The following is a 22,674-nucleotide window of genomic DNA, read 5'->3' as shown; positions in this document are numbered from 1 at the left end:
GAATCACACGATTTCCATGACTCTTTGCGTCCACGTTGGATTCAGCTGAAGGACTTTTTGCCCGACCGGCCCGGGACGAGGCGAATGACCGTGCGTTGATGAATGACTTACGGCGGCGTAGGTACCATGCGGCGCATGACTGCGCCCGTTCCCGACGCGCCCACGGACACGCCGGCCGCCGGCCGCGGTCCCGTCGCGCTCTCCCTGCCGCATCCGGTCAAGCCGAGGCTCCGCGGCTGGCTGCACCTCGGCATGTTTCCGGCCGTACTCATCGCGGGCCTGGTGCTCACCGCCCTCGCCGACTCCACCAGAGGCCGCATCGCCTGCGGGATCTACGCCCTGACGGCCTGCCTGCTGTTCGGCGTCAGCGCGCTGTACCACCGGGGCAACTGGAGCCCGCGCATGGACGGCGTGCTGCGCCGCCTGGACCATGCCAACATCTTCCTGATCATCGCGGGCACCTACACCCCGCTGACCCTGCTGCTCCTGCCGGACGGGAAGGGCCAGTGGCTGCTGTGGGGGATCTGGGGCGCCGCGGCGGCGGGCATCGCCTTCCGCGTCTTCTGGGTCGGCGCCCCGCGCTGGCTGTACACCCCCTGCTACATCGCGATGGGCTGGGCGGCGGTCTTCTTCCTGCCCGACTTCCTGCGCACGGGCGGCATCGCCGTGCTGGTGCTGGTGGTCGTCGGCGGGCTGCTCTACAGCGCCGGCGGCGTGATCTACGGCATCAAGCGCCCGAACCCGTCACCGCGCTGGTTCGGCTTCCACGAGGTCTTCCACACCCTCACCCTCGCCGCGTTCGTCGTCCACTACGTCGGGATCTCGCTGGTGGCGTACCAGCACGCGTAGCTCCCCCTCCCCACTCCCTCCAGGGCCACGGCCGCCGAGCCGTGGCCCTTACTTATTGACACCTCCATGATTTTGAGAGTTACTCTCATTTCATGGCAGCTATCACTTCTCCCCATCCTCGCCGCTGGTGGGCGCTCGGCGCCCTGGTCGCGAGCATGCTGGTGCTCGGCTTCGACACGACGATCCTCAACGTGGCCCTGCCGACCATGGCCGAGCAGCTCGGCGCCACGACGGGCCAGCAGCAGTGGATGGCGGACGCGTACGTCGTCGTCTTCGCCGCGCTGATGCTCCCCGCCGGCCTGCTCGGCGACCGGTTCGGGCGCCGCCGGATGCTCCTCGCCGGGCTCGGCGTCTTCCTCGCGGGCTCGGTATTCGGCTCACTGGCCGGCGACGTCAACGCCGTGATCGCCGCCCGCGCGGTCATGGGCGTCGGCGCGGCGCTGATCATGCCGCTCGCCCTGTCCGTGCTGCCCTCGCTGTTCGGTGCGGACGAGCGCACCAAGGCGGTCGGACTGATCTCCGCCGCCTCCGCGCTCGGCATGCCGCTGGGCCCGATCGTCGGCGGTTGGCTCCTCAACCACTTCTGGTGGGGCTCGGTCTTCCTGATCAACCTGCCGATGGCGGCCCTCTCCATCGTCGCCTGCGTGTTCCTGCTCCCCGAGACCAGGGACCCGGCCTCCCCGAAGGTCGACGTCCTCTCCACCGCGCTCACCGCGACCGGCCTGGGCGCCCTCATCTACGCGATCATCGAGGCCCCCGACCGGGGCTGGGGCGACCCCCTGGTGCTGGCGGTGTTCGCCGCGTCCGCCGCGCTCCTGAGCGGCCTGGTGCTGCGCGAACGCCGGGCGGTCCGGCCCATGCTCGACATGACCCTGCTCGGCCGGCGGGGCTTCCTGCTCAACACCGTCGCCGCCACGCTGGTGATGTTCGTGCTGTCCGGCCTGATGTTCGTGCTGCCGCCGTACCTCCAGGCCGTCCTCGGCAACGACGCCTTCGGCACCGGCCTGAGGCTGCTGCCGATGATGGGCGGGCTGCTGGTCGCCGCGCGGGGCGCCCAGCCGGTGGTCGCCCGGTTCGGTGCCCGGGCCGTGGTCAGCGCGGGTCTGGTGGTGCTCGCCTTCGCCGCCCTGCTGGGCAGTCGTACGACGGTGGACTCCGGCTACGGCTTCACCGCGCTGTGGCTGTCGATCACGGGCATCGGCTTCGGCTTCTCGGTGGTCCCGGCCATGGACGGCGCCCTCGGCACGCTGCCCGCCGACCGGGCCGGCAGCGGCTCCGGGCTGCTCATGACCCTCCGCCAGGTCGGCGGTGCCATCGGCATCGCGCTGCTCGGCAGCCTCCTCGCGGACGCCTTCCGGGACCGGCTCGACGTCACCGGGCTGCCCTCCGCCGCCGCGGACACCGCCGGGGAGTCCGTGGTGGCCGCCCACCTGGTCGCCGAGAGGACCGGCTCCGCGCACCTCGCGGCCTCCGCGAACGCCTCGTACGTGCACGGCATGACCCTGGTGCTGCTGGTGTGCGCGGCGGCCTCCCTGGTGGCCGCCCTGCTCGCGGCGCTGCTGCTGCCGAACGCACCCGCCGCCCGGCGCACGGAACGGGAGGAGACCCCGGCCGTGGCCCCCACCACGGCGGATGCCGGACAATGACCGGCATGACGGCCGCACGCTCCCCCCTCTCCCCCGCCGACCGCCCGCAGCTGGGACTGCGTGAACGCAAGAAGATCAAGACCCGCGAGGCGATCCGCGCCGCGACCTACGCGCTGATCAAGGAACAGGGCTACGACGCCACGACGATCGAGCAGATCGCCGACCGCGCCGAGGTGTCGCCGTCGACCGTCTTCCGCTACTTCCCGACCAAGGAGGACATCGTCCTCACGGACGAGTACGACCCCCTGATGCTGGCGGAGCTGCGCGCCCGGCCCGCGGGGGAGTCGTGGACGGACTCGGTGCGGTACGTGCTGCACAAGGCCTTCGACGCGATGATGGCGGAGGACCCCGAGGTGGTCCGGCTGCGGGCGCACCTCGCGGTCCAGGTCCCCGCCGTCCGCTCCCGCATGGTCGAGAGCATGTCGGAGACCGGACGCCTGCTCCGGACGGCCCTCGCCGAACGCTTCGGCCTGGCCCCGGACAGCCTGGAAGTGCGCGTCTACGCGATGGCCCTCGTCGGCGGCCTGATGGAGGCCAACATGGCCTGGGCGGAGAACGACTTCAAGGACGACCTGCGCACCATGCTGGACCGCGCCCTCGACGTCCTGGAGCACGGCCTCCCCACCGGAAAACCCTGAGGCCACGGCCCGATCCCATGACATCCTGGCCGGGTGAACGGTCCCGAGATCCACGTCGAGTTCGCCCCCGAACTGGCCCTGTTCGTCCAGCGTGAGCCGCACCGGACGCTCGTCACCGACGGCGTCTCCAGCCTCGGCCATGTCATCGAATCCGCCGGGGTCCCCCTCACCGAGGTCGGCGCGCTGGTCGTGGACGGCCGCTCGGTCCCGCCCTCGCACATCCCGGCGGCGGCCGAGCGCGTCGTCGTCCGGCCGGTGGAGCGGCCCCAGCGGGTGCCCGGCGCGCCGCTCCGCTTCCTCCTCGACGTCCACCTCGGCACACTGGCCCGCCGGCTGCGGCTGCTCGGCGTGGACACGGCGTACGAGTCGACGGACATCGGCGACCCGGCGCTCGCCGCCCGCTCCGCGGCCGAGAAGCGGGTCATGCTCAGCCGCGACCGGGGCCTGCTGCGCCGCCGGGAGCTGTGGGCCGGCGCCTTCGTCTACAGCACCCGCCCCGACGACCAGCTCCAGGACGTCCTCGACCGCTTCGCCCCCGACCTGCGCCCCTGGACCCGCTGCACCGCCTGCAACGGCCTGCTGAAGGAGGCCACCAAGGCGGAGGTCGCCGGCCAGCTCAAGGGCGGCACCCAGCGCTCGTACGACGTCTTCGCCCAGTGCGCGGCCTGTGGCCGCGCCTACTGGAAGGGCGCGCACCACGACCAGCTCGAAGCCATCGTGGAGCGCGCCCTGAAGGCGCGCTAACGCTTCCTCAGGTCCCCCTTCCCGCAGGCGATGCCGTCCTTGTCGCGGTCCAGGTGGTGCCGGTCGCGGCCGTGGACCTCGAGACGGCCGTAGCCCTTGCCGAGCAGCCAGGCGCAGCGCTCGGCCCGCGGCATCTTCGGGAACGTCCAGGGCACGCACTGGTCGATGCGGCCGTAGGCGTGGTCGCAGCCGTCGTAGCCCTCGGCCATCCGCACGCCCCGGTGGTGCTCGTGCGTGGTCTCCTGGGTGGCGCTCGGCCGGAGTTCGTCGGCGAAGGACTGCACGCGGGCCGCGGCGACCTGGCCCTCGGAGCCGACGCGGACCCACTTGGACACCGACGGGACACCGTTCGCGTCGACCACCGACAGCATGTACCAGCCGGGCGGTGCCAGGTTCGGATTGCTGGTCAGGCTGAGGTCGAGGGTGGTGCCGTCGACGGTCATCGGCAGGTCGACGTAGCGCTGGTTGGGGTCGGAGGAGTGGGTGACGGCGGCCGGGCGGATCAGGGAGGCCTTCACCACGGGCTTGTCGACGGTGATCCGCTGTGTGGTGCCGTACGTCCAGCGGGTGCCGGCGAGCGAGGTGATCTGCGGCCGGTCGCCCTTGAACAGGTACGGCGGCTGGTAGATCGACACGCGTTGGTCGAAGGAGCCGTCACCGGGGTTGTTGCCGATGCTGAGCACCCGGCCGTCCGGCAGCAGCGTGGAGGAGGAGTGGTAGGTCCGCGGGACCGGGTCGGTGGCCAGGCCCGCCTGGAAGGTGTTGGTCGCCGGGTCGTACAGGGAGGCCTCGAAGACGGGGTCCTCGCGGTAGGTGTGCAGGGCGCCGCCGGTCTCCAGGACCGTGCCGTCGGGCAGGATCACCGCGGAGACGTACACCTTGCCCTGGGTGCCGGTCTGCGGGCTGCCGTCGGCGTAACGGCCCTGCGGCAGGTCGGGTCCCGGCACGTAACCCGGTGCGCCGGCCTTCAGGTCGATCAGGTCGGTCAGCCGGTGGGCGTCCGGGGAGACGGTGTGGTTGCCGCCGCCCATGGTGAGCACCTTCTGGTCCTGGGCGGGTGGCAGCAGCACCGACATGGACTGGTCGCGCTCGTCCTTCTTGCGCAGTCCGGGCACCTCGCCGATGGTCCCGGCGTCGTAGTCGTAGACGGAGGCGCCGGTGCCGGGCAGGCCGCCTCCGAAGACGTGGCTGCCGGTGTAGAAGAGGCGGCCGTCCTGGAGCAGGATCATCGACGGGTACAGGCCCCAGAAGGACCAGGCCTGCTTGGCCTCGCCCATCGGCAGCCACTTGTTCCGGGCGTAGGAGAAGTGCTCGTTGACGACGGTGCCGGCGGAGTCCTCGCCGAGCCCGCCGAGCGCGATGACGTCACCGTTGCCCATCGCGGTCGCGGACGGGTACCAGTGCCCGGCCAGCATGTCGTTGGCCTTGACGTACGTGTTCTGCGCCGGGTCGAAGACGTAGCTGCTCCTCAGGCCCTTGTAGCCGACGCTGCCGTCCGGGGAGGCGTAGTCCTTGTTGCCGCCGACCACCAGCACCCGGCCGTCCGGGAGCTGGACGTGCCCCGCGCAGAAGAAGTCCTCGGGGGTGGGGATGTCGGTGTAGGTGCCGGTCGCCGGGTCGAACAGGCTGGTCTTGAAGGTGCCGGCGGCGAACGCGTCCCGGTCGTTTCCGGAGCCGGCGATCAGCAGCACCTTGCCGGTGTGCAGCAGCACCGAGTGGATGGCGCGGACCGGGGAGTTGACGGACTGCACGGTCCACTTGCCCCGGCACTCCGGTCCGGTGCCGCCCGTCGTACAGGGATCGGGTGCGGCGGGGACGGTGGCGTCGGTCATCGCGTAGTCGTCGGTGGTGAGGGTGCCGACGCCGTACAGGGCGCCGCCCCAGGTGATCTGGTCGGTGTTCGGCGGGATGACCGGGGTGCGCACCTCGGTGCGGGCCCAGCCGGCCGACTGGGGCAGCGTCTTGAGGTCGGTCCAGTAGACCCAGCCCTGGGCGGTGTCGTGCCGGAACAGGGTGAACGCCACGTCCGGGGTGCTCGACCTGTACCAGAACGACAGGTCGTACTGGTGGTCCGAAGTGACCTGCGGTGCGCAGGAGTTCTCCAGCATCATCGTCTTGCGGTCGCCGTCGGCGCGCCGGGTCAGCTGGACGCGGACGGCGCGGCTGCCGCTGTGGGCGTCGTCGGTGACGGCGAAGGAGAAGTCGTTGTCCCCCCAGCCCGACTTCTCGAAGCACTGCGGGAACCGGGACGGTCCGTCGAGGACCTCCAGACCCGGGTTCCTCACCAGGTTGCTCGCGGCGGTGGCGCTCTGCGCGCCGAGCGGGCCGAGGCCGAGCGCCGCGGTGAAGAGCAGCAGCGCGGTCAGCAGCAGGCGGGTCCGGGTGGGCCGGGCTCCGGAGGGTCTGCGCGAGCGATACGGCATGACGGTGTACGGCAAGAGGTCCCCCCTCTTTCTGGTGCGGGCCCTCCAGCCGGCCGGGGCGGCCGGTGCGGAGGATGTCCCTCCGGGCCCGGCCCATACGGCCGACCCGAAGCATGTCCCTCCGGGACCAGCCCACACAGCCGACCCGGAGCATGTCCCTCCGGGACCGGCTCACGCGGCCGACCCGGAAAATCCCCCCGGGCCCAGCCGACGCGACCGACCCGGAGAAGCTCCCCGGACTCAGCCCACAGGCCGACCCGGAAAATCCCCCCAGGCCCAGCCCACGCGACCGACCCGGGACTCTCCCCCCGGATTCAGCCGGCGCGGCCGATGCGGAGGATGTCGATCCGGCCGCCGCCCTCCCCGAAGGTGGCGACCGGCGTGCCGTGCGCGAACAGGGCGCGCAGCGTGGGCAGGTGCTGCCGCTCGCCGCGCAGGGCGGGCGTGGACACCACGTAGTCGATGTCCTTCCAGCCGTGCGGCAGGGTCTTGGTGACCGCCGGGTCCTGGTCCAGCTTGTAGTGCCAGATGACGCCGGTGCCGGGCCGGTATCCGGCGTCGACGGCGTCCAGCCAGAGCACGCCGTCGGTGACCAGGCGGACCTGGTCGCGGTCGCCGGTGTTGGTCTCGCGCAGCCATCGGGCGGCGTCCCGGTAGGTGCGGTTGTCGTCGGCGGTCGTGGCCAGCCGGTCCTGGTGGTACCAGCTGGGGCCGACGGCCACCGCGGCGGCGAGGACCGCGGCGAGGGCGGCGGCGGACCGCAGCCGGGGCCGGCCGGGCAGCCGCCCGATCAGCTCCTGGGCGAGCCCGGCGAGGGTCAGCGCGAGGAAGGGCAGCACCTGCACGATGTACATCTGCGGCAGGTATCCGCCGGGCCGGAGCGCGACCAGGGCGAGCACCAGGACGCCGAGGGCGGCGGGCCGCAGCCGCCGTACCGGAAGCGCGGCGAGTGCGGCGACGGCCCCGCCGATCAGCAGGTACGGGTCGCGGGTGAGCCAGTCGGCGAACAGCTGGTGGGCGTCGGTGCCGGCCTGGAAGGCGGAGCCGCTGCCCTCCCGCCCGCCGAGCTGGAACCTGAGCGTGCCGAGCAGCGAGACATGGCCGGCGCCGGGCAGCAGCTCGCCCTTGAGCAGGGCGTACAGCGGGTAGAACAGACCGGTCAGCACGAAGCCGGAGAAGAAGCCGGCCAGGGAGAACTTGCGGGTGCTGGAGTGGCTGCCCTGCCACATCGCCACCAGCAGAACCGGCAGCAGCACGCCGATGGTCTCCTTGGAGAGCACGGCGAGCGCGAAGGACATGCCGGCCGCGACGTGGTGCCACAGGTGGCGGCGCGGCGAGAGGGCGAAGGCGAACGCGGCCAGCGCCCACAGGACGGCGAAGTTGTCCAGGTAGATCTGCCGCTGCAGGACGACCGCGAGCGGCGACAGCGCGTACAGCAGGACGGCGCCCGCGGCGGTGGGCCGGGCCAGGCCGAGGCGGCGGCCGACGACGTGGACCAGGACGCAGGTCACGGCGGCCACCGGCAGCATGGCGATGCGCCCCTGGACGAAGGTGGGCAGGTCGGGCAGGAGCAGGTCGGTCAGCCAGGAGACCGAGGAAAGCTGTATCCAGCCGAGCGGCGGGTGGTCGTACCAGTAGGTGTAGTGCGCGAGTTCCCCGTGCCGGACGGCCCAGGCCTGCGCGAGATAGGTGCCTTCGTCGTCATTGGGAAACGGGTATTCACCTATTCCCCGCGCGCGCACCAAGAGCGCGATGATGATTACCGGCGCAACCCAGAAATAATCCTGCCGAAACAATGTGCGACGTGTCGCGGCCCGGTTCTCTTGCGAATTCTCCGCCTCCGGCCGGAGAACAACAGCAGTCCCCATGCGGAATCCCCCACCCCCATTTATGGCCCGACTCACCCCAGGGACCTCCCCCTCGAACCCCCTGGAAATCGGGCAGGCCGCAGCATCATGGCACAGGTCGACCCACTCCACGTACGGAATGTTGAATTCCGGTCGTGCACGGAGACCGCATTGCCGGAGAATTGGTGAACCTGCTAGCTTCGCTGGAAAGCTCGCCGCGATCGTTTTTCGATCACGCGTTTGCGATCCCGCGTTTCCGATCATGCGGATCACGCGGCGAATCACCCCCGGAAGGCCGGGGGAAGTGGGCCCGGGGGGAACCGGGGGGTTGAGATGGGCCCGACGATCGCGTTCCGCTGCGCGAGCACGAGGAAGACCAGGGAACCAAGGGGGGAATTCGTGGTCTCCGCTGTCCTGTTCATCGATTCCGTCGTCCTGATGGTGGCCGCAGGCGTCACGCTGTGGTGGATGCTCCATGCCTGGCGCACCCCGGAGACGCTCGAGTCCACGGCGTTCGCCGAGCCCGACGGCAAGCCCGGCCTGTCCTTCTCGCTGCTGGTCCCGGCCCGGCACGAGGAGGCCGTCCTGCGGCACACCGTCGAGCAGATGCTCCGCATCGACCATCCGTCCTACGAGATCCTGGTGATCGTCGGCCACGACGACCCGGGCACCGCCGCCATCGCCGGACAACTCGCCGAGGAGCACCCGGAGAAGGTCCGCACGGTCGTTGACACCCACGAGGTGAAGAACAAGCCGCGCGCCCTCAACACCGCGCTGCCGCACGCCCGCGGCCAGGTCATCGGGGTCTTCGACGCCGAGGACGTCGTCCACCCCGAGCTGCTCGACCACGTCGACTTCGCCTTCCGGCGCGAGAACGCCGACGTCGTCCAGGGCGGTGTCCAGCTGATCAACTACGAGAGCAGCTGGTACAGCCTGCGCAACTGCCTGGAGTACTTCTTCTGGTTCCGCAGCCGGCTGCACCTGCACGCCCGCAAGGGTTTCATCCCGCTCGGCGGCAACACCGTCTTCGTCCGCTCCGACCTGCTGCGGGCCACCGGCGGCTGGGACGGCAACTGCCTCGCCGAGGACTGCGACCTGGGCGTACGGCTGTCCAGCGGCGGCGCCAAGGTCGTCGTCGCCTACCACTCCGCGCTCGTCACCCGGGAGGAGACACCCGACTCCCTCACGGGCCTCTACAAGCAGCGCACCCGCTGGAACCAGGGCTTCCTCCAGGTGCTGCGCAAGGGCGAGTGGCGCCGGCTGCCCGGCGTCGGCCAGCGGCTGCTCGCCCGCTACACGCTGAGCACGCCGTTCGTGCAGGCCGCGACCGGCGTGATGATCCCGCTCGGCATCCTCGCGGCGCTGATCGGCGGCGTACCGCTGCCGTTCTCCCTGTTCGCCTGGCTGCCCATGCTCCCGATGGCCGCGATGGTGGTCTTCGAGGCCGTCGCACTGCACGACTTCGGCAAGGAGTACGGCTTCCGCATCGGTGTCCGGCACTACGTCAAGCTCATCGCCGGCGGTCCGGTGTACGCGGTCGTCCTGGCCGCCGCCGCGCTGCGAGCCGTCTGGCGCGAGTACACAGGCCGGCACGACTGGGAGCTGACCTCCCACGTCGGCGCCCACCTGCCCGTGCAGACCCCGCAACCCCAGGAGTCCCGGTGACGGCGCTGCCCGCCCATGTCTCGATCGTCGTCCCGACCTTCAACGAAGCGGACAACATCCACGCCCTGCTCACCCGCATCACCGCCGCCGTCCCGGACGGTGTCCGCGCGGAGGTGGTCTTCGCCGACGACTCCACGGACCACACCTGCGCGGTGATCGAGAGGGAGGCGGCGCACGTCCCCTTCCCGGTCGTCCTGCACCACCGCCCGGAACCGACCGGCGGCCTGGGCGGAGCGGTGGTGGAGGGCTTCACCCGCGCCACGGCCCCCTGGATCGTCGTCATCGACGCCGACCTCCAGCACCCGCCGGAGCTGGTCTTCGAGCTGATCGCGCGGGGCGAGGCGACCGGCGCGGAACTGGTCGTGGCCAGCCGGTACGCCGCCGGCGGCGACCGCGGCGGCCTGGCCGGCGGCTACCGCAGGCTGGTCTCCAGCTCCTCCACCCTGCTGGCCAAGTCCCTGTTCCCGCGCGCCCTCAGCGGGCTCACCGACCCGATGAGCGGCTTCTTCGCCATCCGCCGTACGGCGGTGGACCGGGCCGCCGCCGAGGGCGAGGGCCTGCAGCCGCTCGGCTACAAGATCCTGCTGGAACTGGCCGTACGGTGCCGGCCGCGCGGGATCGCCGAGGTGCCGTACGCCTTCGGGGAGCGGCACGCGGGCGCGTCCAAGTCCACGGCGCGGGAGGGCATGCGCTTCCTGCGCCACCTGATCACCCTGCGCACCGCCGACCCGCGGGCCCGCGCGGTCGTCTTCGGCCTGATCGGCCTGTCCGGCTTCGTCCCCAACCTGGTCCTGCTCTGGCTGCTGACGAGGGCGGCCCCCGAACTCCCCTACGCCCCCGCCGAGATCATCGCCAACCAGGCCGGGCTGCTGTGGAACTTCGCCCTGATCGATTCCTTCGTCTACCGCAACCAGCGCCGCCACCACCGGCGCGCGGTACGGCTCCTCACCTTCGCGGCCGTCGGCAACGCCGACCTCGTCGCCCGCATCCCGCTCGCCGCGCTGCTCATCGCGGCCGGGGGGATGTCACCGCTTCCGGCGACCGCGCTCGCCATGACCGTTGTCTTCACGGCCCGCTTCCTGGTGGTGGACCGCTGGCTGTACCGCCGCCTCCGGGTACGCGTCGCCCCGGCCGCCGCACCGGTGCCGGAGGCGGCGGAGGCGGTGCCGGACCCGCTGGGCTGACTTCCCCGGTCAGGACCTGGCCAGCCGTGCCTTCAGGGCCGCCGGGTCCGTGGTCGGCAGGTCGCAGACGAAGCCCCGGCAGACGTACGCGGCCGGGGCGCCGTCGATGAGGGTGCGGCCGGCGAGCAGGGGGAACTCGTCGCTGTCCGGGGTGCCGCAGGCGGTGACGGCGCCCGGGGCGGTGCCCAGCAGCGCCGTACGGTGCAGGGCGGCCGTCCGCTCGTCGTCCGGGGAGGGTCCGACGACCGCCACCTCGCGCGGCCCGTCGAGCAGCGCCTCGGCGACGGCCAGCCCCCATCCGATGAACCGGGGCACGCGCGGCCCGAGCGTCTTCACGATCCCCAACGCCCGCTCGGCGGCGGTCCGGTGGGCCTCGGAGCCGGTGTGGGCGGCGTAGCTCAGCAGCGCTCCGGCGGCGGCGGTCCAGCCGGAGGGGGCGGCGTTGTCGGTGGGGTCCTGGGGCCGGCGGATGAGCGGCTCGGCGTCGGAGGCGGTGTCGTACAGGGCGCCGGTCCCGGGGTCGGTGAACCGGGCGAGGACATGGTCGAGGAGCAGTCCGGCGAAGTCGAGCCAGACACCCTCGCCGGTCACCGAGGCGAGCGCGAGGAAGCCCTCGGCGACGTCGGCGTAGTCCTCCAGCACGCCCGCGTTGGGGCCGACCCGGCCGTCCTTGCTGGTGCGGGCGAGCCGGGCGTGTTCGTCCAGGTGGACGCGGACGAGCAGGTCGGCGGCGCCGAGGGCGGCCTCGGTCAGGTCGGGCCGGTCGAAGTAGGCACCGGTCTCGGCGAGCGCGGCGACGGCGAGCCCGTTCCAGGCGGCGACGACCTTGTCGTCCCGGCCGGGCGCGGGCCGCCGCGTGCGCGCGTCGAGAAGCCTCTGCCTGATGGACGCGACCTTCTCGGCGTCGAACACGCCCTCGGTCTGCGGGAGCTGGAGCACGGACTGCCCGTGCTCGAAGGTGCCCTCCTCGGTCACGCCGAAGTACGGGGCGGCGAGTTCGGCGTCGTCGCCGAGCACCGCACGCAGCTGCTCGGGCGTCCAGACGTAGTACGCCCCTTCCACGTGCCGCCCGCTGCCGTCGTCGCTGTCGGCGTCGAGCGCGGAGGCGAACCCGCCCTCCTCCGTACGGAGTTCCCGCACGAGGAAGTCGGCGGTCTCCAGCGCGACCCGCCGGGCGAGATCCGAGCCGGTGGCCCGCCACAGGTGGGCGTACACCCGGCACAAAAGGGCATTATCGTAAAGCATCTTTTCAAAATGGGGCACGATCCAGTCACGGTCGACGGAGTACCGGGCGAACCCGCCGCCGAGCTGGTCGTAGATCCCGCCCCGGGCCATTCGCTCACACGTGTCCTGGGCCATCTGCAGCGCGCCCTCGGCACCCGTCCGCGCGTGGTGCCGCAGCAGGAACTCCAGCACCATGGACGGCGGGAACTTCGGCGCACCGCCGAATCCTCCGCGCTGCGGGTCGTACTCGCGGGTGAGCCCGAGCAGCGCCTGCGCGAGTTCCGCCTCGCCGGGCGCCTCGGCGGCGTGCCGGACGATCTCCCGCTGGGAGAGGTCCCGGACGATCTTCCCGGCGACGTCGGCGACCTCGTCCTGGCGGGTGGTCCAGGCCTGCTGCACCCCCTCCAGCACCTGCCGGAAGGACGGCATGCCGTGCCGCGGGGCGGGCGGGAAGTAGGTGCCGAAATAGAACGGCTCGGCGTCCGGGGTCAGGAAGACGGTCATGGGCCAGCCGCCCTGGCCGGTGGCGGCCTGTACGGCCTCCATGTAGACGGCGTCCACGTCCGGCCGCTCCTCGCGGTCGACCTTGACGCTGACGAAGTGCTCGTTGAGGTAGTCGGCCGTGGCCTGGTCCTCGAAGGACTCGTGCGCCATGACATGGCACCAGTGACAGCTGCTGTACCCGACGCTCAGCAGCACGGGCCGCCCGGTCCTGCGGGCCTCCTCGAAGGCCTCGCCGGACCACGGCCACCAGTCGACGGGATTGTCCGCGTGCTGGAGCAGGTACGGGGACGTCTCATGGGCCAGTCGATTCGGCATACCCCCATCCTGCCGCAGCACCCTGCGTGCGGGAGGTCAGGGCTGGGCCGCGTCGGACATCAGGCCCGGCCCGCATCGGACGTCAGACCGGGCTGACATCGGACACCAGGCCTGACTGACGTCGGACATCAGGCCTGACCGGCGTCGAATGTCCGGCCCGTCAACCCGCCGAGCCGGCGTTCCCCCCGTCGACCCGCTCCTCCGTCCGCTCCTCCAGCGGCTCTTCCAGCGGCTCCGGAACGGCGTAGAACCGCATCAGCACCGGACGCGCCCCGTCCGGGGCCTCCTCCCGGGAACGGCTGTACCGCTCCAGCAGAGCGTGGTACTCCCGCATGAAGGCGAGCAGTTCCGCCCTGGTCATCCAGGTGCCGTGGCGCTGGACCTGTGCCCAGCCCTCGGGGCCCCGGTACTCCTGGTGGGCCCGGCGGTACAGCGCGGTGTCGAACTCGATCTTCAGATGGGCCAGCTCGGCGGCTGCCGCGTACTCCTCCGGGCCCATGGCGGCCGGGTCGGGCGTGGTGTGCCGGAAGGGCAGCACCCGCCACCACCGCTCCCGCCCGCCGGACTTCTCCGGGATCTCCTCGATGAGCCGCTGCTCGGCGAGTTTGCGCAGGTGGTAGCTGGTGGTGCCGGAACTCTCGCCGAGTTCGCGGGCGAGCACGGTCGAGTTCGCCTCGCCGTGCCGGCCGAGGTAGTCGAGGATCCGGCGGCGCAGCGGGTTGCCGAGGGACTTGTAGAGGGCGGTGCGCTCCAGGCTGGTCATCTCGGGCAGGCCGTCGGTCATGGGCTCACGGTAACGCGGGCGTCCCTGACCGGTCCCTGAGCCACCCTGAGAGATCCCTGAGGTCTGCCGAATTTTCTTTGCAGAGTTTTCTCTGCGGTCTACGGTGGAGGCAGTCGGTTCGGTACGCAGCGGTTCGTCACGGCGATGAGGGGGCCCGGGGTGAAGAGGACGAGGAAGTGGACGCTGATCCTGCTGGGGACGGCAGCGGTGCTGCTGGTGCCGTGGATGGCGGTGCTGGCGGTGACCCTGCCCGGCAGCACCCGGGTGCACCACTGGTCCCTGGCCTGGATTGGCCTGGACGTCCTCCTGGCGACCGGCTGCGCCGCCACGGCTCTCCTGGGCCTGCGCGGCGACCCCCGCTCCCGCCTCACGGCCTCGGCGACGGCCAGCGTGGCGGTCCTGGACGCCTGGTTCGACATAACCACCGCTCACACGGGCACCGCCCTGCTCCAGGCCCTCGCCTGCGCGGTGGCGGAGGGAGCGGTGGCGGGGGTGTGCGTGGCGCTGGCGCTGGCGAAGGGGGTCGGGCGCGTGGAGTCCCCGTGAGCGCGGTCCCGGCACACTTCCCCCACATCCCTCCGATCGTCACCCCCTCCCGCTCCCGCCTCCCCCGAAGGACACTCGTAGCCGAAGGAGTTGCCGCCGGAGGGGGACGGGACATGCGGGACGGTCATCGGGCGGAGGCCGAGCGGTTGCTGGTGCGGGCCGTCGAGGAGGAGGTACGGCGGTCGGGCGGGCGGGTCGACGGCCAGGTTCTGCTGTCGCGGGCGCGCGGTGCGCTGGACGCGATGGCGGGGGCGGCCGGCGAGGAGTACGAGGCCTACACCCGCGCGCTGGACGAGGCGGAGGCCGGCCGGCTGACCTTCGGCCAGCGGTACGCGCGTGCGGGCGCCGGAACGGCCCTGCTGGTGGCGGCCGTTGCCGCCGTCGCCGCCGCCGTGGCCGACCTGTCCCTGGGGACCGGCACCGGTACGGCCCTCGGGGCGGGTGCCACCGCCGCCGTGGTGGGCGCCGCGGCCACGGTGGTGAAGGTGGCCGGTGCGCATCTGCCCGCCGCCCACCACCGCGCGGGCGCGGCCGGCCAGCCCGGCGGCCCGGAGCAACTGCGGCTTCAGTGGCTGACCGCGCTGGAGGTGCGGGGCATCCGCCCGTTCCTCGACCAGCAGCGGGTGCTCAGCGCCTCCACGGGCGCGAAGAAGACCGGCGGCGGCCCGGCGTTGCGCGGCGCGGACAAGAGCGCGGCGGCCCGCAGGCGTTCGGTGCTGGAGCAGTCGTTCGGTCAACTCCCGGAGGCCGACGGGCCGTTCGCGGGGCGCCGGGCGGAGCTGGGGCGGATCAGACAGTGGGCGCAGGCGGCCCGCGCGGCCACGGAGACCCGGCCGACGGTGGTCGTGCTGCACGGCGAGCCCGGCTCCGGCCGGACCACGCTCGCGGTGCGCGCGGCGCACGAGCTGCGGGACCACTTCCGGGGCGCGGTGGTGGTCGATCTGCGCGGCGGCAGCCGGGACGAGGCGCCGCTGTCCACCCGGGACGCGCTGCTGCACCTGCTCAACCGGCTGGGCGCGCCCCGCGAGCAGCTGCTGTTCCGGGAGCGGTCCTCCCCCGATCAGCAGCTCAAGCGGCTCGGCGAGCTGTACCACCGGCATCTGACCGGGCTGCCGGTCACGATCGTGCTGGACGACGCCTCGGATCCGGAGCAGGTGCGCGCCCTGGTGCCCGAGCGGTCCGACAGCCTGGTCCTGGTCACCGCCCGGACCCCGCTCGACCTGCCCGCCGACCTGCCGGCCTGGGTGCACGAGCTGCCGGTGCCGGCGCTGGACGCGGCGGGCGCCGAGGAGCTGCTGAGCGCGGCGGCGGAGGACGCCTCGGGGCCGTACGACGCCGAGTCCGCCGACCGGGTCCGCGAGCTGTGCGGGGGGCTGCCGCTGGCGCTGCGGGTCGCGGGCTCCGCGCTGGGCCCGCGCTCACCCCGGCAGCTGGCGGCGGACCTGGGCGCGTACGGCCCGGTGGAGCCGGTGGAGCGGGCGCTGTGGCTGCGCTACACCGACCAGCCGGAGCCCACCCGGCGGCTGCTGAGAAGGCTCGCGCTGGCGGGCCGGGCCTCGCTGGGCGCGGCGGCGGCGGCATCGCTGCTCGCCACCGACGAGGCGGAGGCCACCCGGCACCTGGTGGCGCTCGCCCGGGCCGGGCTGATCGACCATGTGCGCGGCAGCCGGTTCCGGCTGCACGACCTGGTGCGGGCGTTCGCGCACGCCCGGCTGCTGGACGAGGAGGACCCGGCCGAGCGGGCGGCGGCGCAGGAACGGCTGATCGTGAACTACGCCGAGCTGGCCGACTCGGTGCTGCGCCTGGTCGACGGGAACATGTCGACGCGGTCGAACCAGTTCGGCTCGCACGGCTTCCCCTCGCTCGACGAGGCGCTGCGCTGGCTGGACGACGAGTCCAGCTTCATCACCGCGGCCCTGCGGCACGCCGAGGGTGTGGACCAGGCGGCGGTACTGAACCTGCTGGGCGCGCTGTGCGACTACTGCCTGCTGCGCGGGGACCTGTACCGGCTCGGTGAGATCAGCGAGCTGGCGCAGTCGGTGGACCAGGGGCTGCTGGTCCGCTCGGTGCAGTGGCGCACCGGCATCGCGGCCCGGCAGCTGGGCGAGCTGGACAAGGCGCGTACCACGCTGGCCTCGGTGGTGGACCTGTACCGGGAGGCCCATCACGAGGCGGGGGCGGCCCGCGCGCTGACCTCGCTCGGGATCACGCTGCACCACCAGGGCAACCTCACCGAGGCCGCCGCGAAGCTCCAGGAGTCGCTGGACCTTCAGCAGGCGCCGGAGCTGGCGACGGACCGGGCGTGGACGATGCACGCGCTGGCGGCCGTGCAGCGGGACCGGGCCCGGCTGGCGGAGGCGCTGGACCTGCTCACCCGCTCCCTGGTCCTGCACCGCGAGGGCGGCTCGGTGCACGGCGAGGCCTGGGCGCACTTCCAGCTGGGGCAGCTGGCGCTGCGGCTGGGGGACGTACCGCGCGCGGAGACGGAGTTGCGGGCGGCCCTGGAGCGGTACGGCAGGACGCGGGACGCCCGCGGCGAGGCGTGGGCGCTGACCCAGCTGGCCCGGGCCCGGCTGGTGGCCGGAGACGCCTCCGCCGCCGTGGAGGGCCTGCGCCGGGCGGTGACCCGGCACCGGGACAACGAGGACGCGCGCGGGGAGGCGTGGACGCTGTACTACCTGGGGCAGGCGCTGGAGGAGACCGGCGAACTGGACCAGGCGGTGCGCGACCTGGAGCGGTCCCGGACGATGTTCTCCCGGATACGGGACGTCTACGGCCTGGCCTGTGCCCGGCACCACTCGGCGCGGGCGACCCGGGACCAGCGGGCCGCGCAGACCGGCTCGCTGCGCAACTCCGGGTTCGCCCGTCAGCTCCTGGTGGACGCGCGCGCCGACTTCCAGCGGATCGGTGTGGCCCACGGCGAGGCCTGGACCTGTCTGGAGCTGGCGGTGGTGGACGCGGGCAACGCGCGCACGCAGCAGGCGCTGACGCTGTGCGACGAGGCGCTCACCCTGTTCTCGTCCTACGGCGACCGGCGCGGCGAGGACTGGGCCCGCTTCCTGCGCTGCACCCTGCTGCCGTACGCGGCGCCGGGCGGGGTGGAGGTGGGCACGGCGGTCGCCCAGGAGGAGCTGGCCCAGCTGGCCCGCGCCACGCATCCGCTGCGGGACGAGAAGCTGGACGACTACGTCCCGGCGTACGCCCTGCTGCTGGAGCGGGGCGTCCAGCTGGAGGCCGGCTGGCAGGCCTGGCGTCTGCGCATGACTCCGGACCGCCACGCCCGGGAGGTGATGGGGGTGGCGGTACCGGCGGGGCACTGACCCGCGCGGGTCAGCCCCGCTGCGCCGAGGGGCCGGCCTTCTGCCCGGCGTCCCCCGCCTCGGCGTCCGGGGCCTCCTTGAAGTCGACCTTCTGCATGTGCTTGCTCATCGACTTCATCAGGCCCCACACGGCCAGGGCCATCACCGCGAAGACGATGAAGCCGAGGACTCCGGGGGTGACCTTGTTCTGGTCCACCTCCTTGGCGAGGGGGACCAGGTGCGTCACTGCCAGGCTCACGCTTGCGCTCATGTCAGGCATTGTCCCGGATGCCCGCGAAGAGGTCGTCCTCGGGGATGGAGGTATCGACGAGAGACTTCGCCAGCTCGTACTCCTCGGTGGGCCAGACCTCCTTCTGGAGCTCCAGCGGCACCTTGAACCAGCCGCCGTCCGGGTCGATCTGCGTGGCGTGAGCGATCAGCGCCTTGTCGCGGATCTCGAAGAAGTCCGCGCACGGGATGTGCGTGGTCAGGGTGCGCTCGGTGCGCTCGATCTCGTTCCACCGCTTGAGCCATTCGCCGTACGGCGACTCCAGGCCGCGGTCGAGCATGGCCTGGTGCAGCGCCTCGGTGCGGGGACGGTTGAAGCCCTGGTTGTAGTAGAGCTTCAGCGGCTGGTAGGCGGGGCCGAACTCGGCCTCGGGGTACTTCTCGGTGTCCGCCGCGCCCTCGAACGCCACCATGGAGATCTTGTGGGTCATGATGTGGTCGGGGTGCGGGTAGCCGCCGTTCTCGTCGTAGGTGGTGATCACCTGCGGGCGGAAGGAGCGGATCTGCTTCACCAGCTCGCCGGCCGCCTTGTCGACGTCCTCCAGGGCGAAGCAGCCCTCGGGCAGCGGGGGCAGCGGGTCGCCCTCCGGCAGGCCGGAGTCCACGAAGCCGAGCCACTCCTGCTTGACGCCGAGGATCTCCCGCGCCTCGTCCATCTCCTTGCGGCGGACCTCGTGGATGTGCTCCTCGATGTAGGTGTCGCCCTGCAGCTTCGGATTGAGGATGGACCCGCGCTCTCCGCCGGTGCAGGTCACCACCAGCACGTCCACCCCCTCGGACACGTACTTCGCCATGGTGGCCGCGCCCTTGCTCGACTCGTCGTCGGGGTGCGCGTGAACGGCCATCAGTCGCAACTGGTCAGTCAAGACTCAATCCTCGGTAAGTCGGCGCCCCCGTGGCTCCGGGTGCGATGAAACTGGTGTCGTCCCGAAGGGACGTCGTTGAGGGGCGGTGGTCGGGTGGCGGGCGGGCGGCTTCTATAGTGACCGAATCGGGGGGCGAATAATTCCGCGGAGAGGACGATCATGAGTACCGCGAGCACGCGGCTGCCCGAGGGCCGCTACGGCCGTTCCTCGGACCGGCGCGCCGACCGCAGACTCAGGATCGCCGGCTCGGTACTGGGCGCGGCCCTGATCGCACTGGTCGGCTTCTTCTTCTACCACTACGTCACCAAGAGCGAGATCAGCGCCGCGGTCATCTCCTTCAAGGCGTCCGACGACGCGGTCCGGGTGCATCTGGAGGTGCACAAGGACGCGGGCGCCTCGGGTTACTGCACCGTGCGCTCCCAGGCGGCCGACGGCGCCGAGGTGGGCCGGGCCGACTTCCGCTTCTCCGGATCGGCCACGCGGATCGACAAGGTGGTCACGCTCCGTACGACGGCCGAGGGGACGACGGCCGAGCTGCTGGGCTGCCACGCCGGCTGAGGACCGTGCGGTCCGGTGTGACACCTCCCGGGTTCACCCGGAATGCGTAGGCGCTGACCTGCGTCGATGCAATTCTGGTGGCTTATGTCCTCCCCCTTCCGCCATTGAATTGTTAGGCTCGTGGTTTCGCCCATCCGAGAGGGAACATGCTTCTGGGTAGGGCGATGCTTTGTATTCCCAGTACCGACGAGGAGCACCCTGTGACCCAGACCAGCGAGAACGTCACCTGGCTGACCCAGGAGGCGTACAACAAGCTCAAGGACGAGCTTGAGTACCTTACTGGTCCTGCGCGCACGGAGATCGCCGCCAAGATCGCGGCCGCGCGCGAGGAGGGCGACCTGCGCGAGAACGGCGGGTACCACGCGGCCAAGGAGGAGCAGGGCAAGCAGGAGCTGCGTGTGCGCCAGCTGACCCAGCTCCTCGAGAACGCCAAGGTCGGCGAGCCGCCCGCCGCGGACGGTGCCGTCGCGCCCGGCATGGTCGTCACGATCGCCTTCGACGGTGACGAGGACGACACGCTGACGTTCCTGCTCGCCTCCCGCGAGTACGCGAGCGCCGACATCGAGACGTACTCCCCGCAGTCCCCGCTCGGCTCGGGTGTCATCGGCCACAAGGTCGGCGAGGACGCGGAGTACGAGCTGCCGAACGGCAAGAAGGCCTCGGTGCGCATCCTGAAGGCCGAGCCGTACACGGGCTGACCCGGCCCCCGGTCCGCTTCCGGCCCCCGGCCGCCCTCAGGGCGGCCGGGGGCTTCGTCATGACCGGCGAGCGCGTGGGGTGTGCCGTGGATCAGTCGATGACGGTGTAGCCGGCGTCGCGCAGGGCCTGGCCGACCTCGGCGCAGTGGGCCGGGCCCTTCGTCTCCAGGTGCAGCTCGACCTCGGCCTCGGTGAGCCCGAGCCGGGGATCGGTGCGGACGTGGCTCACGTCGAGGACGTTGGCGTCGACCGCCGACAGCACCCCGAGGAGCGTGGCGAGCGCACCCGGCCGGTCCGTCAGCCGCAGCCGTACGGCCAGGTAGCGGCCCTGCGCCGCCATGCCGTGCCGCAGGACCCGCTGCATCAGCACCGGGTCGACGTTGCCGCCGGAGAGCACCGCGACGACCGGGCCCTCGAAGGCGTCCGGCGCGGCCAGCAGCGCGGCGACCGGGCTGGCCCCGGCCGGCTCCACGACCAGCTTCGCCCGCTCCAGGCAGAGCAGCAGCGCCGCGGACAGCTGGTCCTCGCTGACCGTGCGCACCTCGTCCACCAGCTCGCCGACGATCCCGAACGGCACCACGCCGGGCCGCCCCACCTTGATGCCGTCGGCCATCGTCGCCGGGTTCCGGAGCGACACCGGGCGCCCGGCGGCCAGCGAGGGCGGGTAGCAGGCGGCGCCCTCCGCCTGTACGCCGACGATCCGGACGTCCGGCCTGAGCGCCTTCACCGCCACCGCGATACCGGCCGCGAGTCCGCCGCCGCCCATGCCGACGACGATCGTCCGCACCTCCGGGCACTGCTCCAGGATCTCCAGGCCGACCGTGCCCTGGCCGGCGATCACGTCGGGGTGGTCGAAGGGGTGGATGAACACCGCGCCGGTCTCGGCGGCGTACTCCTGGGCGGCGTGCAGCGTCTCGTCGACCACCTGGCCGTGCAGGCGCACCTCGGCGCCGTAGTCCCGGGTCGCGCTGATCTTCGGCAGCGGGGCGCCCTTCGGCATGAACACCGTGGCGTGCACGCCGAGCAGCGAGGAGGCCAGCGCCACGCCCTGCGCGTGGTTGCCGGCGCTCGCGGCCACCACACCGGCCGCCCGCTCCTCCGGCAGCAGCCCGGCGATCCGCACGTAGGCGCCGCGCAGCTTGAACGAGCCGGTCCGCTGCAGGTTCTCGCACTTCAGGTGCACCGGCGCGCCGACCAGCTGGGTCAGGTGCCGGCTGCCCTCCATCGCGGTCACGCGGGCGACGCCGGAGAGCATCTTCTGGGCGCCGCGCACGTCGTCCAGGGTGACGGAGCGCAAGGAGTCGGCCGTGCGGTAGCTCATGACTCCAGCATCGCAGTTCACGTTTGCGCACGACGGGTGTGACCAAGCAGCGAGACCGGTTTGTGCAGCGCCGGTACGGCCTGGCGCCGGGCCGCGTACCCTGTCCCCCAACCCAGCAGCCCTTCATGAAGCGAGCCTCCGGCCATGCCCACAACACCTGAAATGTCGATGGACATGACGACCGTCGGTGACACCGGTCTCCTCGACACCCTCCAGCACGAGGTGGCGGTGTTCGCCCGCCGCGCCGAACAGACGCGGCTCGGCGGCGTCGGCCAGGTGCGCAACTCCATGGACCGCGCTGCGTACCTGCTGCTCAACCGCCTCGACAAAGAAGGCCCGATGGGCGTCAAGGCGCTCGCCGCGAGCATGGGCATCGACTCCTCCACGGTCACCCGGCAGGTGGCGCCGCTGGTCGACACCGGGCTCGTCAAGCGCACCTCGCACCCGGAGGACGGGCGCGCCGTGGTGCTCCAGCTGTCGCCGCGCGGCGCCGCCCGGCTGGAGGAGGTGCGCTCGTCCCGGCGTCAGCTCATGGCCGAGCTGACACACGACTGGGCGCCGGAGGAGCGCGAGCAGTTCTGCACGCTCCTCACCCGCTTCAACGTCGCGCTCTCCGCCCGGATGTCGGTGCAGGGCGTCGCGGCGGCGGAGCAGCCGCCGGCTTCCTGAGCGCGCAGCGCACCGCGGGGGTCCGCACCTCTTGACCCCGGGCCGCCGCTGGCCTCATATGAGACCGGGTCCCGACCAGGACCCCGTCAGGGGGAGGCGTGGTGCGTGATCGGCAAGTGGCCCGTGATGCCCGCCGGGCCCGGGAGTTCGAGGCGTTCGTCGCGGGCGCGGCCGGGCGCCTGCTGCACGCCGCCATGCTGCTCACCGCGGAGGCGCCGGAGGCCAACTCGCGCGCGCGGCGCCTGCTGACGCTCGCGCTCGCGCACACCTACGCCCGCTGGGACCGGCTGCGCGGCGAGGATCCGTACGACTGCGCCCGCCAGTACCTCGCCACGCGCTTCGCGCGCACCACCTGGCACCGGTACGTCGTCTTCGGCCGCGCCCGCCCGGATCCGCGCAGTCCGCTCGCCGCGCTCACACCGCAGGAACGGCTCGTCCTGGTCCTGCGGTTGTACGAGGGTGTGGCCGAGGAACAGACGGCGGCGCTGCTCGGCCTGCCCGCGGAACGCGTCCACACGCTCTGCGACCGGGCGACGGCCACGGTGCTGCATCCGGGCCGCCCGGCCCCGCGCACGGCGAACACGAGGGTGGCGCCGTCATGAGCGC

At 72.3% G+C, this 22,674-nt stretch carries 19 protein-coding genes; 12 read left to right on the top strand and 7 right to left on the bottom strand.

Annotation, left to right across the window (positions count from 1 at the left end):
• Nucleotides 1-135: 135 nt before the first annotated feature.
• The 4 genes from trhA to ACZ4U1_RS23525 all read left to right on the top strand — a co-directional run bounded on the left by trhA (nucleotide 136) and on the right by ACZ4U1_RS23525 (nucleotide 3,877).
• Nucleotides 136-849 (top strand): PAQR family membrane homeostasis protein TrhA, encoded by a 714-nt coding sequence (trhA, locus tag ACZ4U1_RS23540; protein WP_467905673.1) that lies wholly within the window; start codon nucleotides 136-138, stop codon nucleotides 847-849.
• Between the two features lie 92 nt (nucleotides 850-941).
• Entirely contained in the window at nucleotides 942-2,495 is a 1,554-nt protein-coding gene (locus tag ACZ4U1_RS23535; protein WP_467905671.1) for a DHA2 family efflux MFS transporter permease subunit, read from the top strand.
• A gap of 5 nt (nucleotides 2,496-2,500) precedes the next feature.
• A complete protein-coding gene (locus tag ACZ4U1_RS23530; protein WP_467905669.1) occupies nucleotides 2,501-3,133 on the top strand; it encodes a TetR/AcrR family transcriptional regulator in 633 nt (210 codons plus the stop codon).
• A 33-nt stretch (nucleotides 3,134-3,166) separates the two neighbouring features.
• Entirely contained in the window at nucleotides 3,167-3,877 is a 711-nt protein-coding gene (locus ACZ4U1_RS23525) for a Mut7-C RNAse domain-containing protein (protein WP_467905667.1), read from the top strand.
• Here the strand turns inward: ACZ4U1_RS23525 and ACZ4U1_RS23520 are convergent.
• The gene (locus tag ACZ4U1_RS23520; RefSeq protein ID WP_467905666.1) at nucleotides 3,874-6,300 is read right to left on the bottom strand and encodes a galactose oxidase-like domain-containing protein; all 2,427 of its coding nucleotides are present in this window, start codon (nucleotides 6,298-6,300) and stop codon (nucleotides 3,874-3,876) included. The two genes, ACZ4U1_RS23525 and ACZ4U1_RS23520, sit on opposite strands and share 4 nt — an antisense overlap.
• Before the next feature lie 314 nt (nucleotides 6,301-6,614).
• A complete protein-coding gene (locus tag ACZ4U1_RS23515) occupies nucleotides 6,615-8,042 on the bottom strand; it encodes an ArnT family glycosyltransferase (protein ID WP_467905730.1) in 1,428 nt (475 codons plus the stop codon).
• A 543-nt stretch (nucleotides 8,043-8,585) separates the two neighbouring features.
• Between ACZ4U1_RS23515 and ACZ4U1_RS23510 the strand changes: the two genes are divergently transcribed.
• Complete coding sequence (locus ACZ4U1_RS23510) at nucleotides 8,586-9,812, top strand: glycosyltransferase family 2 protein (RefSeq protein WP_467905729.1); 1,227 nt, start codon at nucleotides 8,586-8,588, stop codon at nucleotides 9,810-9,812.
• Nucleotides 9,809-10,996: a glycosyltransferase gene (locus ACZ4U1_RS23505; protein WP_467905664.1), complete on the top strand. Its 1,188-nt coding sequence runs from the start codon at nucleotides 9,809-9,811 to the stop codon at nucleotides 10,994-10,996. The genes ACZ4U1_RS23510 and ACZ4U1_RS23505 overlap by 4 nt, the downstream gene beginning before the upstream one ends.
• A gap of 9 nt (nucleotides 10,997-11,005) precedes the next feature.
• Here the strand turns inward: ACZ4U1_RS23505 and ACZ4U1_RS23500 are convergent, their stop codons facing one another.
• Both ACZ4U1_RS23500 and ACZ4U1_RS23495 read right to left on the bottom strand, forming a co-directional pair.
• Nucleotides 11,006-13,039, bottom strand: coding sequence for a thioredoxin domain-containing protein (locus ACZ4U1_RS23500; RefSeq protein ID WP_467905662.1), 2,034 nt, complete (start codon nucleotides 13,037-13,039; stop codon nucleotides 11,006-11,008).
• A 160-nt stretch (nucleotides 13,040-13,199) separates the two neighbouring features.
• Complete coding sequence (locus ACZ4U1_RS23495; RefSeq protein ID WP_467905661.1) at nucleotides 13,200-13,823, bottom strand: ArsR/SmtB family transcription factor; 624 nt, start codon at nucleotides 13,821-13,823, stop codon at nucleotides 13,200-13,202.
• A gap of 159 nt (nucleotides 13,824-13,982) precedes the next feature.
• Here ACZ4U1_RS23495 and ACZ4U1_RS23490 point away from each other — a divergent pair, with 159 nt between their 5' ends.
• Both ACZ4U1_RS23490 and ACZ4U1_RS23485 read left to right on the top strand, forming a co-directional pair.
• The gene (locus tag ACZ4U1_RS23490; RefSeq protein ID WP_467905659.1) at nucleotides 13,983-14,369 is read left to right on the top strand and encodes a hypothetical protein; all 387 of its coding nucleotides are present in this window, start codon (nucleotides 13,983-13,985) and stop codon (nucleotides 14,367-14,369) included.
• 113 nt (nucleotides 14,370-14,482) lie between these two features.
• Nucleotides 14,483-17,689, top strand: a complete 3,207-nt coding sequence (locus tag ACZ4U1_RS23485) for a tetratricopeptide repeat protein (protein ID WP_467905657.1) — start codon at nucleotides 14,483-14,485, stop codon at nucleotides 17,687-17,689.
• A gap of 10 nt (nucleotides 17,690-17,699) precedes the next feature.
• Here ACZ4U1_RS23485 and ACZ4U1_RS23480 read toward each other — a convergent pair whose 3' ends face one another.
• Both ACZ4U1_RS23480 and mca read right to left on the bottom strand, forming a co-directional pair.
• Nucleotides 17,700-17,948: a hypothetical protein gene (locus ACZ4U1_RS23480; RefSeq protein WP_467905655.1), complete on the bottom strand. Its 249-nt coding sequence runs from the start codon at nucleotides 17,946-17,948 to the stop codon at nucleotides 17,700-17,702.
• The gene (gene mca, locus ACZ4U1_RS23475) at nucleotides 17,941-18,822 is read right to left on the bottom strand and encodes a mycothiol conjugate amidase Mca (protein ID WP_467905654.1); all 882 of its coding nucleotides are present in this window, start codon (nucleotides 18,820-18,822) and stop codon (nucleotides 17,941-17,943) included. Before mca ends, ACZ4U1_RS23480 begins: the two co-directional genes overlap by 8 nt.
• A gap of 159 nt (nucleotides 18,823-18,981) precedes the next feature.
• On the opposite strand from mca, the gene ACZ4U1_RS23470 reads away from it, so the two are divergent.
• Both ACZ4U1_RS23470 and greA read left to right on the top strand, forming a co-directional pair.
• On the top strand, nucleotides 18,982-19,380 hold the full coding sequence (locus ACZ4U1_RS23470) for a DUF4307 domain-containing protein (RefSeq protein WP_467905653.1): 399 nt from the start codon (nucleotides 18,982-18,984) through the stop codon (nucleotides 19,378-19,380).
• A 200-nt stretch (nucleotides 19,381-19,580) separates the two neighbouring features.
• The gene (gene greA, locus ACZ4U1_RS23465; protein ID WP_171153308.1) at nucleotides 19,581-20,078 is read left to right on the top strand and encodes a transcription elongation factor GreA; all 498 of its coding nucleotides are present in this window, start codon (nucleotides 19,581-19,583) and stop codon (nucleotides 20,076-20,078) included.
• Between the two features lie 91 nt (nucleotides 20,079-20,169).
• Here greA and ilvA read toward each other — a convergent pair whose 3' ends face one another.
• Nucleotides 20,170-21,399 (bottom strand): threonine ammonia-lyase, encoded by a 1,230-nt coding sequence (gene ilvA / locus ACZ4U1_RS23460; RefSeq protein ID WP_467905651.1) that lies wholly within the window; start codon nucleotides 21,397-21,399, stop codon nucleotides 20,170-20,172.
• Between the two features lie 162 nt (nucleotides 21,400-21,561).
• Between ilvA and ACZ4U1_RS23455 the strand changes: the two genes are divergently transcribed.
• Both ACZ4U1_RS23455 and ACZ4U1_RS23450 read left to right on the top strand, forming a co-directional pair.
• Nucleotides 21,562-22,068, top strand: coding sequence for a MarR family winged helix-turn-helix transcriptional regulator (locus tag ACZ4U1_RS23455; RefSeq protein ID WP_467905728.1), 507 nt, complete (start codon nucleotides 21,562-21,564; stop codon nucleotides 22,066-22,068).
• 101 nt (nucleotides 22,069-22,169) lie between these two features.
• Nucleotides 22,170-22,670 carry a sigma factor-like helix-turn-helix DNA-binding protein gene (locus ACZ4U1_RS23450; RefSeq protein WP_467905650.1) on the top strand — a complete coding sequence of 167 codons (501 nt, stop codon included), beginning with the start codon at nucleotides 22,170-22,172 and terminating at the stop codon, nucleotides 22,668-22,670.
• The last annotated feature ends 4 nt before the right edge of the window (nucleotides 22,671-22,674 follow it).

Source organism: Streptomyces sp. NPDC028928 (genome assembly GCF_055564915.1).
Note: the sequence above shows the minus strand (reverse complement) of the source record. Positions and strands in the feature narration are given on the sequence as shown.

Excerpts from the sequence above, each read along its gene's own strand:
- ACZ4U1_RS23455 (WP_467905728.1), top strand. The coding sequence starts at position 21,562 with ATGTCGATGGACATGACGACCGTCGGTGACACCGGTCTCCTCGACACC.
- ACZ4U1_RS23530 (WP_467905669.1), top strand. The coding sequence starts at position 2,501 with ATGACGGCCGCACGCTCCCCCCTCTCCCCCGCCGACCGCCCGCAGCTG.
- ACZ4U1_RS23535 (WP_467905671.1), top strand. The coding sequence starts at position 942 with ATGGCAGCTATCACTTCTCCCCATCCTCGCCGCTGGTGGGCGCTCGGC.
- ACZ4U1_RS23480 (WP_467905655.1), bottom strand. The coding sequence starts at position 17,948 with ATGCCTGACATGAGCGCAAGCGTGAGCCTGGCAGTGACGCACCTGGTC.
- ACZ4U1_RS23470 (WP_467905653.1), top strand. The coding sequence starts at position 18,982 with ATGAGTACCGCGAGCACGCGGCTGCCCGAGGGCCGCTACGGCCGTTCC.
- ACZ4U1_RS23520 (WP_467905666.1), bottom strand. The coding sequence starts at position 6,300 with ATGCCGTATCGCTCGCGCAGACCCTCCGGAGCCCGGCCCACCCGGACC.
- ilvA (WP_467905651.1), bottom strand. The coding sequence starts at position 21,399 with ATGAGCTACCGCACGGCCGACTCCTTGCGCTCCGTCACCCTGGACGAC.
- ACZ4U1_RS23495 (WP_467905661.1), bottom strand. The coding sequence starts at position 13,823 with ATGACCGACGGCCTGCCCGAGATGACCAGCCTGGAGCGCACCGCCCTC.
- trhA (WP_467905673.1), top strand. The coding sequence starts at position 136 with ATGACTGCGCCCGTTCCCGACGCGCCCACGGACACGCCGGCCGCCGGC.
- ACZ4U1_RS23510 (WP_467905729.1), top strand. The coding sequence starts at position 8,586 with ATGGTGGCCGCAGGCGTCACGCTGTGGTGGATGCTCCATGCCTGGCGC.
- ACZ4U1_RS23485 (WP_467905657.1), top strand. The coding sequence starts at position 14,483 with ATGCGGGACGGTCATCGGGCGGAGGCCGAGCGGTTGCTGGTGCGGGCC.
- ACZ4U1_RS23500 (WP_467905662.1), bottom strand. The coding sequence starts at position 13,039 with ATGCCGAATCGACTGGCCCATGAGACGTCCCCGTACCTGCTCCAGCAC.